The sequence below is a fragment of the Natribaculum luteum genome (genome assembly GCF_023008545.1).
Lineage (GTDB): Archaea > Halobacteriota > Halobacteria > Halobacteriales > Natrialbaceae > Natribaculum > Natribaculum luteum.
This window is the reverse complement of the sequence record NZ_CP095397.1, coordinates 3,247,334-3,261,098: the sequence shown is the minus strand read 5'-3', so window position 1 is coordinate 3,261,098 and position 13,765 is coordinate 3,247,334. Positions and strand designations below refer to the sequence as shown.

Below are 13,765 nucleotides of genomic sequence, written 5' to 3'. Positions count from 1 at the left end.
GACGTCGTCGCTCGCAGTGAATGCGTCGCGACGGAATTTGCGTCTCGGTCGCGGTCGGTACGCTTGGAGCCGCCGTACTCGGCGCAGTCGCGTTCGCGGACACCGCAACCGCGTCGAACGTCGCGGCAGGCCTCGGCGACCAGCGCGACCTCGAGGTGCCGACGTGGCTCTACCTCCTCACCGGCGGCACTGCGATCGGCGCGTCCGGACTCCTCGCCGCCCTCGTGACCGATCGGACGTTCGTCGACGCGATCCACGAGTGGTCGGTTCCTCTGTTCGGCCCTCGCGAGACGCGCTCGACTCGCCGATTCAGCGCGCTTCTCGGCAGGACGGGCGGCGTCGCTCTCTTCGCGGCCGTCGTCTTCGTCGGACTGGTCGGCCCGCCGGTACCGACCGCGAACCTCGCCGTTCTCGTGACGTTCGTCGGCGTCCGATCGCTGCTCCCGATCGTCGCCGTCCTCGTCGTCGATCCCTGGCCGACGGTCGATCCGTTCCGGACGGTCGCGACTGCAGCGGATGCCGTCGTTCCCGATCGACTCTCCGACGCGCTCGAGTATCCCGATCGGCTCCGTACCTGGCCCGCAGTGGCCGGGCTGTTCGCGCTCGTCTGGCTCGAACTCGTCCTCCCGATCACGACAGACCCCGAGGCGCTCGCGCTGTTCGCGCTCTGTTACGCCGGTTACGCGGTCGCCGGGGCGCTCGCGTTCTCGCCCGAGGCGTGGTTTCGTCACGGCGATCCGCTGGCCGTCCTCTTTCGACTCTACGGTTCGGTCGCGCCGATCCAGCGCGACGACGGCGGATACCGACTCGTCCTGCCCGGATCGTGGCTTCGCCGACCGGACGTCGTCGCCGACTCGAGCGAGGTCGCGTTCGTCCTGCTGATCGTCTGGGAGCTGACGTTCAGCGGGTTCGTCGTCACGCCGCCGGGAGCGCGGACGATCGAGGCGGTCGTGTTCGCGGGCGTGCCACCGCGCAGCGCGTACCTCCTCGTTTTGTGCGTCGGCTACGCGCTCTTTCTCGGAGGATACCTGTTCGCGGCCGTCGCCACCAGGCGGACGGCACCGACCTACCTCACCGGTCGCGTCCTCGCGGTTCGGTTCGCGCCGCCGCTGCTCGCGATCGCCGCTGGATACCACCTCGCCCACTACGTCGCGTTCTCGCTCAACCTCGCTCCCGCGCTCGTCGCCACTGCGGCGAACCCGCTCGCGCCACCGGTCAATCCGACTACGCTCGCGCTCCCCGCGTGGGTCGGCGCGCTCGAGGTAGCCACCGTCGTCTGCGGGCACCTGCTCGCGATCTGGACGGCCCACGCGACCGCCTTCGACCGGTTTCCCGGCCGCCTCCAGGCGATCCGGAGCCAGTACCCGTTCGTCGTCGTCATGATCTGGTACACGGTCTGTAGCCTGTGGATCCTCTCGCTGCCCGCGTCGTCGCCGCCGTTCGTCGCCTGACGATGGCAGTCGTGACTGGTTCCGACCCACCAGACGGTTCGCGGTTGCATCGCTACCGACTCACGACAGCAGTCACGAGAGGCTCGAACGCACGGGCGGGCAAACGACCGGAAAGCGTTTTTGCGATACGTTCGTACTGCCGTCAATGGATCGCCGTGCGTTTCTCCGGTCGACTGGGGCCGTCGCTGCCCTCGGTCTCGCCGGCTGTCTCGAGCGACTCGGCTTCGAAGAGCAGTCGGCCTGGCGCGATCCGCCGCTCGTCGAGGACCGACCGGACGCGGTCTACGTGCCGGCCTCGAGCGAGGAGATGGGCGTCTACGGCCGGGCGACCGACTGGGAATATGGGGTCGAACTCTCCTACACGTTCCCCCACCGGTTCTGGACCGTCTCGGGGACCGACCGCAACCGCGTCGTCGTCGGTGCCGACGACACGATGCACCTCATGGTCACGCCCTGGGACGCCGAGACAGACACCGTCCTCCCCCTCGAGATGCGCGTCGACCTCCTCCAGGACGGCGAGCGCGTCGCAAGCGAATTCAGCCCGCCCTGGCCGATGATCTCTCAGCGGATGGGGTTTCACTACGGCAACAACGTCGTCCTCCCCGAGGAAGGCGAGTACACCGCGCGAATCTCGGTCGGTCCGGTCTCCGTCCGTCGAACCGGCGAACTCGAGGATCGGTTCGACTCGTCGGCGACGCTCGAGATCGAGTTCGTCTACGACCGTTCGGACGTCCACGACCTCGAGTTCGTACAGATCGAACCAGATCGTCACGGCGAGCGGGACGCGCTGTCGCTGATGGACCACGACACCCACGATCACGGCGGCCAGACCGACCCCGACTCTCACGTCGCGATGGAACTCGGTCCCACACCCACGTCCCAGGGACCGCCGGTCGAGGACCTCCCGGGGACCGTGCTCGGAACGGAACGCAGCGGCGACGCGATGGTTTCGGCGATCGAAACCGACCGCGACCGCTTTACGGACGGCGACGGCACCTACCTCGCCGTCACACTACGGACGCCGTACAACGGCGTCGTCCTCCCGTTTACGGCCCTGACGGCGACGGTCGAACGCGGTGGGGACGCGATCCTCGACGCGGAACCACTCGTCGAGACCGTCGACCACGCGTTCGGCCACCACTACGGCGTCGGCGTCGACGCGCTCGAGGGCGGCGACAAAGTGACGGTCTCCGTCGACGTCCCACCCGGCGTCGCGCGACACGACGGCTACGAGACGGCGTTTTTCGAGTTCGACGACGTCGAATTCACCATCTAACCCGCCGCTAAGCGGTTTTTCTCGCAATTCTACGCTACCCTCGAAAAGAACCGTGACCGTCGCTCGCGCAACCACATTTAGTATATCATTATAAAATTTATACGGCCGGTATGCGACACGTACGACGGTGACCACGTGACGACAGACTGATGTGATTCGGCTCGATTTCAAGGAATCGCCGACGAACGTTGGCGTGACTCGAGGGCGTCGATCCCCGACTGGCCCCAGCATCGTAGCGCGGGCGTACCGCCGGTGGGCACGCAGTCAACCCGTGACGAACGCGCGAAAACGTCGTTCAACGCCGTACTGTTTGCGGGACATACTGCGTTTCCGGACGCTTATGACTGTGATAACTATCCAGTGTGCTGGACTACGGAGAGCGCATGTCACAATCGAGCCACCCAGACGTCAGTATCGGCTGCCCGCGGTGTGACGCGACGGTGAGCGCGTCCGTTCCGCCGGGACCCGGCATCGCCGACACCGACCTGGGCGAGACGAACCGCCTCCAGGGGAAGGAAACGCGATGTCGAAACTGCGGGCACGAACTCGAGTTATACTACTACTGATACTGCCGGACAACACGGTGCAGCCGTCGATCGCACTCGAGACGCTGTCGTCGCTGACGACAGCCGTCGAGACGCGATCGGGCAGTCACTGACTGTTGTCCGGTAGTATGACCCGCTCGAGTCCGTCTCGACAGCGTCGCGTTGTTTCTCGGTTCAGCGGGTTCGCCTCGTCGGGAGAATCGGATCGGAGCCACGAGAGCGAACGCCAGAACGACGCCGAATTACGTTTCGCTTTGCCAGCCACGCGGCGAGTCGTTGAGCGGCTCTGCCCCGTCGTCGGTGACGACGACGAGGTCTTCGATCCGGACGCCGAACTGCCCCTCGAGGTAGATCCCCGGTTCGACGGAGAAGACCATGCCGGGCTCGAGTTCGCGGTCGTTGCCGTCGACGATGTACGGCGGTTCGTGGACCTCGAGGCCGACGCCGTGGCCGGTCCGGTGGACGAACGCGTCGCCGTAGCCCGCGTCCTCGATCACCGACCGGGCCGCGCGATCGATCTCGCCGGCAGTGACGCCCGGTTCGACGGCCTCGACGGCTGTCTCCTGTGCCTCTCGAACGACCTCGTGGACCTCGCGGTACTCAGCGGAGGGCTCGCCGCCGAAGACGATCGTTCGCGTCTGATCGCCCGGATAGCGTGCGGTTCCCGACTCGAGGTCGGCGTCGACGAACGCGCCGAAGTCGAGTACGACCGGATCGCCGGCCTCGATCTCGCGGTCGCCGCTGTGGTGGTGTGGACGTGCGCCGTTCGGCCCCGAGGCGACGATGGTCTCGAAGGCGGGATCGCCGCCGTCGGACGCGGCGAGCAGCCGCTCGATCTCGGCGGCGAGGTCCGCCTCGGTCGTTCCGATGACGTCTTCTCCCCGTGTCCGGATCTTGGCCGAGACCCGGTCTGCGATGTCGCCAGCGCGGCGAAGCGCCTCGAGTTCGGTCTCGTCCTTTCGCAGCCGGAGGTCCTCGAAGACGACGCTCGCGAGGTCAAACTCGGCGTCGGGGAGAACCGACCGGAGGTTTTGGGTGAACAGCGCCCACATCCTGTCGTCGACGAGCACGCGGCCGCCGTCGACGTCCAGATCGGAGAGCGTCTCCGCGACGAGCGAGACCGGGTCGTCACCGTCGTCCCAGAGTCGGACGTCGTCGATCGGCGTCGCCGCGAGTTGGTCGGCGTACATCGCGGGGGCGACGAACGCCGGCTCGCCCGCTCGCGGGACGAACAGCAACAGGTGGCGTTCGGACGGCGACTCCTCGAACCCGGTCAGGTAGGTGAGATTCGGACTCGGGAACAGGACGGCGGCTTCGGCCGCTGTGTCCTCGAGTCGCCGTCGGCAGTCGTCGATGCGCTGGTCGAACGGGTCGGTCATGTGAGCGCGTTCTCGCCAGGGGCGCATAGTCGTGGCGACGAGTCGTTCGTGAGGAGTCATCGAGGCACCGCTCGGGTGGTGTCGGCCGAAGTTCGGATATCGTACCAGAGCGAATATATTAGCTAGCGATCACGTTCGAATATGGATCGACACGACGTAACGGAGAGGTTGCATCGAGATCCACGGTGGGCGACGAGGAGGTCGTTTCTCGCGACGACGGGCGTCGCCAGTGCCGGCGTCCTCGCTGGCTGCGTCGGCAGTGGCGACGACAGCGTTCCGGAACCGGCCGCGATCGAAGACGGTCACAGCTGCTGGGTCTGTAACATGATCGTCGTCAACCACCCCGGCCCGTCGGGACACGCGATCTACCCCGAGGGCGAAGACGTTCCGGGCGAGCAAGACGGCATCGTTCCCTACTGTAGCAGCGCCTGTGCCTACGAGTACTACTTCGAGCAGAAGGAAGCCGGCGTCGAACCGCTCGTGATCTACCTGACCGATTACTCGACGGTCGACTGGGAAGTGTACGAAGAACATGGTACCCAGTTCATCACTGCACACTTCGGCGCGGACGCACACACCGACTCGAGGGACCTCGACCTCGTCGTCGACAGCGACGTCCTCGGTGCGATGGGCGAATCGCTGATCGGGTTCTCTGACTCCACCGACGCCGAGGAGTTCGCCGACCAGTACGGTGGCGACCTCTACGACCACGATTCGGTCACGAGGGAACTCGTCGAGTCGCTCGGGTTCGTCTGACCGGCCAGTTCGTCGCGAACGTCGCCAGCAAATATTTTCAAAACCCACTACCGTCGATTTGATGAATGAACCAGACGAAATATTTCCCGGTGCCGTCAACCAGGAGACATGAGTGACAGGCGGAGAGTCGTCTGGATTTCGTTGCTCATCGGAGCGATACTGATCGCGGGTCTCGGTCCGTTCGTCGTCGAGACGGGGTCGACTGCGCCGGACCCGGTTCCGTTCGACGACACCGTCGCGATGGGTATCACGCCCGAAGAACAGTTGGAAGAACCGGACCGAATCGACCTGCCGAAAGCCCAGGTCTTTTACTCCCAGTATCGCTACGTCGTCGGCTACCACGGCATCGACCGGTTCGTCGACACTCGACGGCAAGCGGGACACGAACAGCGTTTTGGCTACCCGCTCGCGGTGTACGTCACCGACTACAGTGACACGAGCGTCGACCTGTCCGACGAGGGCTACCCGAGTGCGGACGGCCCCGTCGGCTGGACCGACGCCGAGACGGCTACCTACGTCGTCGAGAGCGACGCACGGACGCTCCGCAGCGACGCCGTTCTCCCGTTTTCGAGCCGCAGCGACGCCGAGGCGTACGCATCGACACACGGCGGGAGCCTCCTGACGTGGCAGGAGTTACTCGAGTACCCCTTCGAGATCGACGACGCCACCACCGTCCGCGAACGCGTCGACGAGAAACGGGCGGCCGCGGACACTCTCGTCGCCAGCTCGCGGACGTTTCTCGAGCGGCCGACGTCCGTCGTCGTCGGCGAGGACGTGGCCACTATCCAGGAGGCAGTCGACGCTGCCCCGGCAGAGACGACGGTCGTCGTGCCGGACGGGACCTACGAGGAACTCGTCGAGATCGACCGGCCGATCACGCTGGCCGGCGAGGGGAACGTGACGATCCGGGGTGACGACGAGAACACGGTCGTCCAGGTTACGGCCGAACGGGCCGCGGTGAGAAACGTCCGGATAACCGGCGTCGGCAACACGACGCGTGCCGAGGACGACGAATCGATCGAAGGTCAGGATACGGTCCTCGAGATGGCCTACGGACGGGGAGATGCTGGCGTCGAGATCGACGACGCATCGCGAGTGCTGGTCGAGGACGTGGCGATCGAGACGCCGGCGAACGGCATCTTGATCCGCGACAGCCCGGAGACCGTCGTTCGGAACGTGACCGTCGACGGCGGCGACGAGTGGACCGACGCGTACATGGGCGTCATGACCATGCGGTCGGAAGACGGGGTCGTCGAAAACTCGCGGTTCCGCGACGGTCGGGATGGCATCTACACCCACCGATCACACGGCCTCGTCTACCGGAACAACACCCTCGAGCGAAACCGAATCGGCGTGCACCTGATGTACACCTCGCGAACCGTCATCGCCGACAACGAGATCAGGGACGCGAGAGCGACGGGGATCCACGTCATGACGAATCCGGAGCAAAACGCGGTCGTCGGCAACGACGTTCGGAACGGGCCCCAGGGGATTCGAACCGGCGGGTGGAACTCCTACTTCGCCCGGAACGTCGTCGCGAACAACGACCTCGGAATGACGACCGAGGCCGGAAACTCGATCTACGAAGACAACGTCATCGCGAACAACGAGGAGGGTCTTCGGGCGAGTCACATCCTGCCGACAAACCGGGTTGTGGGCAACGACTTCGTCGGCAACGACAGACACGCGACCGCGCGCGAAGGACCGCTCCGGATCTGGACGCGAGACGGCGCGGGGAACTTCTGGCACGGTGCGTTCGGCGAGAGCGACGGCGAGGTCCTCGATCGTTCCTACGCGCCGACCGGCCCGACCGATCGGCGACTCCACCGCGTCGACGGCACGCCAGCGCTGGCACGAGCACCGCTGCTCGACGCGCTCTCCGGACTCGAGGGAACCGTCCCCGGGATGCGAACGGGAAGTATCGTCGACCTGGCACCGCTTTGCGAACCGTCGAATCCCGATCTGCTCGAGTCCGTCGAGTGGTCCGGACTCGAACGAGACTGCGACGCGGCCCAGTCGACTGACAGATGAGACTACATGTCGAGGCTGTCGATCAACTGCCGTGAGACGTCGCCGTGCTGGTATCGCTCGCCGCCGTGGTCGGCGACGAACGCGTCGACGTCGTCGGCGTCGGTAAACCCGATCAGCGACTTCCCCATCGCCCCCTCGACGTCGCTGGCGACGACGTACTCGAGCGACTCGACGAGTTCGAACGCGTCGGCCTGGAGGTGGGCGCTGATGACGGTCGTTCCGTCGTCCGTCCTGAGTTCCCAGTCGACCGTCGAGTAGTCGGTCGCGTACGCACCGGCCGGATCGTAGCCGGCGTTTGACTGCTCGAGGACGTAGGTGTACAGACACTGTCCGCTGCAGAACCATGCCGGGCCGTCGCGACCCGGCGGGAGTGCCTCGTCGTCGGCGTAGTATGCCTGTCCCACGGGTCCGGGATGCATCGCGATCTCCATATCACAGACGTCGCAGAACTGCCCTTCCTCGAGTGCGATCGGATCCGGAGCCGCTTCGTCGGCACCGAGACAGCCCGCGAGCGTCCCGAGCGTGGCGAGGCCGACGCCGGCGAGGACGGTTCGACGAGACGAGACAGTCGACCGATCGACGTGTTCGTCAAAGCACATGTCTGGGTTGCCGTCCCGAGAATGTATATGACATCTGGTCCGATACTCGAAGATCCGTCTCCGGTTCAGGCTCACAGGTGTCTCCGTTCACACTGACTCGTCGACGCCGTCGACGAACAGGCGGCGTTCGACGCCAGTACGGACGGCCGGTCCCTCGACGACGGCGACGATCGCGTCGGCGACGACCCCGTCCGTCGGGATACGCGTGCGCACGTCGACCGTCACTGGCTCTGTGAGGTCGAGTGGGCCGTCGATCGCCGGATCCGGATCGAACGCGAACGTTCCCTCCCGAGACTCGAGTCGCGTGACTGCCGTCGCCTCGAGTCGCGATCTGACGGTGATCGTCGCCCGGGGTTCGTCGACCGGCGTTTCGAACGCCTCGCTCTCGAGGCGGACGGCAGCGTCGTCCGTCGCGACGTCGACCGTGGGTGCGTGGCCGACGCCAGCGCGAGTAAACCCGGCGGTGTCCGCGACGAAAGCGAGTGACGAACCGGCCGCGAGAAGCGCCAGAACGTTACGCCGAGTCGTCATCGTTCTCGATGTCGCGCCGTCCAGATTCCCGTCGCTCGCTCGAGTGGCGTCGACACCGTCCGTCGATCATCACGCTCATTACGGACCAGAAGCGTTCGCCGAGTCAATCTGTATTCTGGTTTGATACTAGAATCAATGTGTAAAGTGGTGTATGGTGTTCAGTGTACAATATTATTGTTTGACGAATGTACCAGAATCAATTAATTGAGTCAATTTCTTGTTGAGAATGTATGACGTCGAGCACGGATGCGGCGGCAGCGCAGTGGTATCGACCGTCGACTACGGCCACCGCTCACGCGACCACACGCGGGGTGAAGCGGTAGTATGGAGCGTCGGAATTTCCTCATCGGCTCGGCTGCCACCGGCGTCGGGTTGTTTTTCGGGACGGGTGCGTTCAGTGCGGCCGGTGCCGGTCACGGGGTCTCGATCGGGACCGGCGACGGCTACATTCACGTCGAACCGAACGACGATTACGCCGGCGACGTCGGCGAGTACGTCGACGATCCGGCAAACGGGCCGCTCGAGGTCATCATCGACGACGTCGACGAGAACGGGTGGGTGCAGTTCGACGACCTGCTTCTGGTGACGAACACGGGGACGCAGGCGGTCGACCTCTACGTCGAAGAGCAAGACTGGCTCGGGGACGACGACGCTGCCATCCTGGATTATCGGATCGGCGGCGAATCGATCGTCGGCGAGACGAACGCCGTCTCGCTCGGTTCGGTCGAGGACGGCGACAACAGCGAGACGATCACGCTCCGGGCCGACCTGACCGACCACGACGACGTCGAGGCTGCGCTGCCGAGCGGCGACGAGTCGACTGTCATGTTCGTCGCCGACAGTTCGGCGACCGACGGCGGTGACGACACCGGAGATGAGGACGACGAGGGGAGCGACGACGAGCAAAGCAGCGGAGAGTTCCTCGAGGTCGCCGCACCGAGCAGCGTCGACGTCCGCGAGGTGGCCGAAATCACCGCGACGGTGACGAACGAGACCGGCGGCCAGCAGGAGGCGACGGTGGCCCTCGACGTGGAGGGCGTCGATCCCAGCACCCACTACGGCACGTTCGAAGAGACGGTGACGGTCGCCGACGGCAGTAGCGAGGACGTGGTCTTCGAGATTCCAACGGAGTACGAAGACGTCGAAAAGGGCGGCCTGACGCTCCAGGACAACGAGTGGGCGGTCTCAGCCGAGATCGACGCCGACACCGACGAGCTGACCGGATCGCTTTCGGTCAACGATGCGGCAGTCCAGTGGTACCAGCCCGACGGCGACAAGATCTGTCCGGTCTGTAATATGCTGACCGAGACCTACGAGGCGTGGCACGCCCAGGCGACACACGTCGACGGCAGCCGGATCGAGTTCTGTTCGCTCGGCTGTGCCGTCGAGTACTGGGTCAATCCCACTTCCCACGACGGGTCGGGCTACGACGGCAAACACGACGGAACGGTCGAAGACGAACTCGTGACCATCTGGGCACCCGACTTCACCGACGTCGAGACCGGCGAGTACACCGACTCACACCCCGGCTGGGAGGCGTTCATCGACATGCGCGAGGGCTACTTCGTCCTCGACGAGAACACCGCGACCAAGTTCAATACGCCGATGAGTGGGAGCCCGGTCTGTTTCGCCAGCCACGACGACGCCGTGGCGTACGTCGACGAGTGGGACGACGTCACCGAAGACGACATCGTCGAACTCGAGGACCTCGTCGACGAGCACGGCCTGATGTACAGGGCGAACTATCGGTAACGACGTCTCCCTTCCCCCTTCGCGTTCCGTCGCGTGGCGGCAAGGTCGCACAGCTAACAAGCGAATCCAGACGAGTTCGACATGCACAGGAGAACGTTCGTCCGCGGGAGTAGTATCGCACTGACAGGGGTCGTCGCCGGCTGTCTCGGCGCCGGCGACGACGGCGACGGTGACGGTGACGGTAGCGACGGTGACGGCGACAGCAGCCTGCCCACCGTCGCCGGCTCGCTCTCGGTCGTCGACAGTCCGACGGCGGTGACAGTTCGCGACACCGTCGAGTTCGACCTCGAGTTGACGAACGACGGTGACGACGATCACGACGTGGCCGTCAGCGTCGACGTCGGCGACGAGCGCCGGGAGGAGGTCGTTACCGTCGCCGCTGGCGACAGCGAGACGGCGACCGTCGGCGTCGATACCGACTACGAGAGCGTCGAGCGAGGCGGCATTTCCCTCGGGGAGAACGAATGGACGGTGACGGCGAACCTCGAGGACGGCACGGAGAGCGGGACGCTGGCGGTCCAGGACGCGCCGGTGGAGTGGTACCAGCCCGACGAGGAGAAAATCTGCCCGGTCTGTAACATGCTGACCGAGATGTACGAGGGCTGGCACGCCCAGGCGACACACGCGGACGGGAGTCGGATCGAGTTCTGTTCGCTCGGCTGTGCCGTCGAGTACTGGATCCACCCCACAGACCACGACGCGACGGATTACGACGGTAAACACGAGGGAACGATCGAGGACGAACTCGTGACCATCTGGGCGCCCGACTTCACCGACGTCGACACCGATCCTGACGACGGATCGTCCGCTGCACACCCCGGCTGGGAGGCGTTCATCGACATGCGCGAGGGCTACTTCGTCCTCGATAGCCGGACGTTCCAGAAGTACACGACTCCGATGCCGGGCGGCAGTCCCGTCTGTTTCGCCGAGTACGACGACGCCGTGGCGTACGTCGACGAGTGGGACGAACTTACCGAAGATGACATCGTCGAACTCGAGGACCTCGCCGACGTCGAGGCCGGGAAACGCTACCGGGCGAACTATCAGGCCTGATCGACGGATGGGGGGACCATGAGCGTTCGCTACGTCGCCCGGTTCGTTCGGATCGCACTGCTGGTGACGGTACTCGCAGCGATAGCCGGACAGGCACTCGGCCAGCCGCTTTTGCTGGGGTACGTCTCGAGTGACAGCATGGAGCCGGCGATGGACGCTGGTGACGGCTTCGTCGCAGTGCCGACCCTCCTGGTGGGCGACGTCGAACCGGGCGACGTGATCGTCTACGAGTCAGGCGACGGCGTCGACGACGAACTGGTAACCCATCGCGTCGTCCGCGCGACCGACGACGGCTACGTCACCCGTGGCGACGCGAACCCGGTAACCGACCAGCAGGATGGCGAACCACACGTACGAGAGGAACAGATCGTCGCGACGGCACTGCAGATCGACGGCACGGTCGTCAGGATACCCGGTCTGGGAGTCGCGGTCACGACGACTGGAACCGTCTTCGGCGTCGTGCAGGCGGGAATCGCCGACGTCACCGGAACTGGTGGGGACCAGAGCGGAAGGGCAGTGGCGTCGTTGCTCCTGGTACTGTCGCTCGCCGGCTACATGATCGAAACGGTTCGCGAACGGCGTCGGTGGCGTCTCGACCGCCGGATCGACGACGGGACGACGGAACCCCGTCGCGTCGCCGTCGCGGTCGCACTCGTCGTGGCGGTCGCTGCGACGGCGGCGATGGTCGTCCCGGCGGGGGCCGAGTCGATCGCGTTCGTCAGCACCGACCCGGCACCGGACGGTGAGTTACTGGCCGAGCCCGGCGGGATCGTCGAGACGTCCTACCGGGTCTCGAACGCCGGCTTCGCTCCGATCGTCGCGTATCTGGAACCCAGAGACGAAGGCGTCACACTCGAGCGGCACGCCGCAATCGTGCCAGGACGCGACAGCGAAGACGTCACGGTCTCGATCACGGCCCCCGAATCAGAGGGCCACTACGAACGCACCGTGGTCGAGCACCGCTACCTGTATCTGCTCCCCCGGCCAGTCATCGACGCCCTCTACGACCGTCACCCGTGGCTCCCGCTGGGCGCGATCGTCGCGCTGCTGGGCGCGATCGCGTACGTGCTCTGTCGACGTCTAATCGACTCGGGTGGGAGTCGACCGGCACGAAAAGGAGGATACTGCACCCGCAACCAGCGGTTCCGACTCGAGCGATGACCGGGGCGCGACTCGAGGAACCGGACGGCGAGCCGACGAACGAGACCGTCTTGCGCTGGCGCGTCCGTCTCGTCGACCACCGGCAGCTCGCGGTCCTCGTCGTCGTCGCCCTCCTGTGTGTCGGTGGCTGGCTGTCCTACACCGCCTACGTCGATCCGGGTGAGCGGCGCGAAACGCGACAGACCGAGTCGTGGTCGATGACGGGAACGTTCTCACACGGCGCGACCGTCGTCGAACCGAATCCGATCTACGACACCGGGAGCGAACTGCGCGACGAACCGGTGTACTACACGCGACTCTCGCCGACTGCAGTCGGGACGGTCACCGCCGGCTACGAGGCGAGCAGCGGCGAGAACGTCACGACGAGACTCGAGGTCGACCTCGTCGCCCGGTCGGTCGACGGCGACGTGGTCTACTGGGAACAGCGAGAGCAACTTGCAACCAGAGAGCGCACGGCGGTCGACCCCGGCGAGGAGGTCGTCGCCGACTTCGAGGTGAACGTCTCCCGTCTCGAGTCGCGACTCGAGGAGATCGACCGACGGCTGGGAGCACGCCCGGGCGACGTCGAGACAGTCGTCGACGTCACGACGACGGTCGACGGGACGATCGACGGCCAGCAGCGAACTGCGACGCGACGACGACAGATCGATCTCACGCACGACGGAGCCACGTACGCGTTCGACGCCGACCCGTTCGAAGAGCCGATCTCCGCGACGGAGGCCGTTACCGTCACTCGGTCGTACGGCCCGGTCTGGACGGTCGGTGGGCTACTGCTCGTCGCCGCTGCCCTCGTCGGCGGCGGACTGTTGATCGTCGCCAGCTATCACGAACCGTCCGCACTCGAGCGGGCGTGGCTCGCCTATCGTGACGATCGGGCGGAGTTCGCGGAGTTGATCGTCAGGGCTGAACTTCCAGCCGCGATGGCGGATCGACCGCGTGTCGACGTCCAGACGCTCGGGGAACTCGCCCGGGTGGCGATCCAGACCGATGCGGTGATACTCGCGCGGACGGCACACGGGAACAGTCACTACGTCGTGTGTGAGGGAGACGTCCTGTACGTCTACGAACCGCCCGCGCCGCCGTCGGCTGAGGTGGCGGAACCCGTCGGGGACGTTCCTGAAATGCAGAAATCGCTGCCGAGAGGGCCGGTCGACGAATAAGCAGCGAGGTTCGCTCCGATACGCCACTAAACGACCATGAGACTGCAGGCCGGCAACGAACCAGTGGGGGC

Annotated in this window: 12 protein-coding genes; 9 read left to right on the top strand and 3 right to left on the bottom strand. The window is 65.6% G+C overall.

What is annotated here, in order from left to right; all coding sequences use genetic code 11:
- Window positions 1–20 precede the first annotated feature (20 nt).
- From MU558_RS16850 to MU558_RS16840, 3 genes are all read left to right on the top strand, one after another.
- Window positions 21–1,451, top strand: a complete 1,431-nt coding sequence (locus MU558_RS16850) for a hypothetical protein (RefSeq protein WP_246969428.1) — start codon at window positions 21–23, stop codon at window positions 1,449–1,451.
- A gap of 145 nt (window positions 1,452–1,596) precedes the next feature.
- The gene (locus tag MU558_RS16845) at window positions 1,597–2,727 is read left to right on the top strand and encodes a DUF7350 domain-containing protein (RefSeq protein ID WP_246969425.1); all 1,131 of its coding nucleotides are present in this window, start codon (window positions 1,597–1,599) and stop codon (window positions 2,725–2,727) included.
- A gap of 383 nt (window positions 2,728–3,110) precedes the next feature.
- On the top strand, window positions 3,111–3,293 hold the full coding sequence (locus MU558_RS16840) for a hypothetical protein (protein WP_246969422.1): 183 nt from the start codon (window positions 3,111–3,113) through the stop codon (window positions 3,291–3,293).
- 221 nt (window positions 3,294–3,514) lie between these two features.
- Here MU558_RS16840 and MU558_RS16835 read toward each other — a convergent pair whose 3' ends face one another.
- A complete protein-coding gene (locus MU558_RS16835; RefSeq protein ID WP_246969420.1) occupies window positions 3,515–4,651 on the bottom strand; it encodes a M24 family metallopeptidase in 1,137 nt (378 codons plus the stop codon).
- 141 nt (window positions 4,652–4,792) lie between these two features.
- Between MU558_RS16835 and MU558_RS16830 the strand changes: the two genes are divergently transcribed.
- Both MU558_RS16830 and MU558_RS16825 read left to right on the top strand, forming a co-directional pair.
- On the top strand, window positions 4,793–5,407 hold the full coding sequence (locus MU558_RS16830) for a nitrous oxide reductase accessory protein NosL (protein ID WP_246969417.1): 615 nt from the start codon (window positions 4,793–4,795) through the stop codon (window positions 5,405–5,407).
- A 108-nt stretch (window positions 5,408–5,515) separates the two neighbouring features.
- Entirely contained in the window at window positions 5,516–7,438 is a 1,923-nt protein-coding gene (locus MU558_RS16825; protein WP_246969414.1) for a NosD domain-containing protein, read from the top strand.
- Window positions 7,439–7,440: 2 nt separating this feature from the next.
- Here the strand turns inward: MU558_RS16825 and MU558_RS16820 are convergent, their stop codons facing one another.
- Both MU558_RS16820 and MU558_RS16815 read right to left on the bottom strand, forming a co-directional pair.
- Entirely contained in the window at window positions 7,441–8,037 is a 597-nt protein-coding gene (locus tag MU558_RS16820) for a nitrous oxide reductase accessory protein NosL (RefSeq protein WP_246969411.1), read from the bottom strand.
- 87 nt (window positions 8,038–8,124) lie between these two features.
- Complete coding sequence (locus tag MU558_RS16815) at window positions 8,125–8,568, bottom strand: hypothetical protein (protein ID WP_246969408.1); 444 nt, start codon at window positions 8,566–8,568, stop codon at window positions 8,125–8,127.
- 324 nt (window positions 8,569–8,892) lie between these two features.
- Here MU558_RS16815 and MU558_RS16810 point away from each other — a divergent pair, with 324 nt between their 5' ends.
- The 4 genes from MU558_RS16810 to MU558_RS16795 all read left to right on the top strand — a co-directional run bounded on the left by MU558_RS16810 (window position 8,893) and on the right by MU558_RS16795 (window position 13,694).
- Window positions 8,893–10,320, top strand: a complete 1,428-nt coding sequence (locus MU558_RS16810) for a nitrous oxide reductase accessory protein NosL (RefSeq protein ID WP_246969406.1) — start codon at window positions 8,893–8,895, stop codon at window positions 10,318–10,320.
- Between the two features lie 81 nt (window positions 10,321–10,401).
- Window positions 10,402–11,373: a nitrous oxide reductase accessory protein NosL gene (locus MU558_RS16805; protein ID WP_246969403.1), complete on the top strand. Its 972-nt coding sequence runs from the start codon at window positions 10,402–10,404 to the stop codon at window positions 11,371–11,373.
- A gap of 18 nt (window positions 11,374–11,391) precedes the next feature.
- Window positions 11,392–12,534, top strand: a complete 1,143-nt coding sequence (locus MU558_RS16800) for a signal peptidase I (RefSeq protein ID WP_246969400.1) — start codon at window positions 11,392–11,394, stop codon at window positions 12,532–12,534.
- Complete coding sequence (locus MU558_RS16795; protein ID WP_246969396.1) at window positions 12,531–13,694, top strand: DUF5305 domain-containing protein; 1,164 nt, start codon at window positions 12,531–12,533, stop codon at window positions 13,692–13,694. Before MU558_RS16800 ends, MU558_RS16795 begins: the two co-directional genes overlap by 4 nt.
- The last annotated feature ends 71 nt before the right edge of the window (window positions 13,695–13,765 follow it).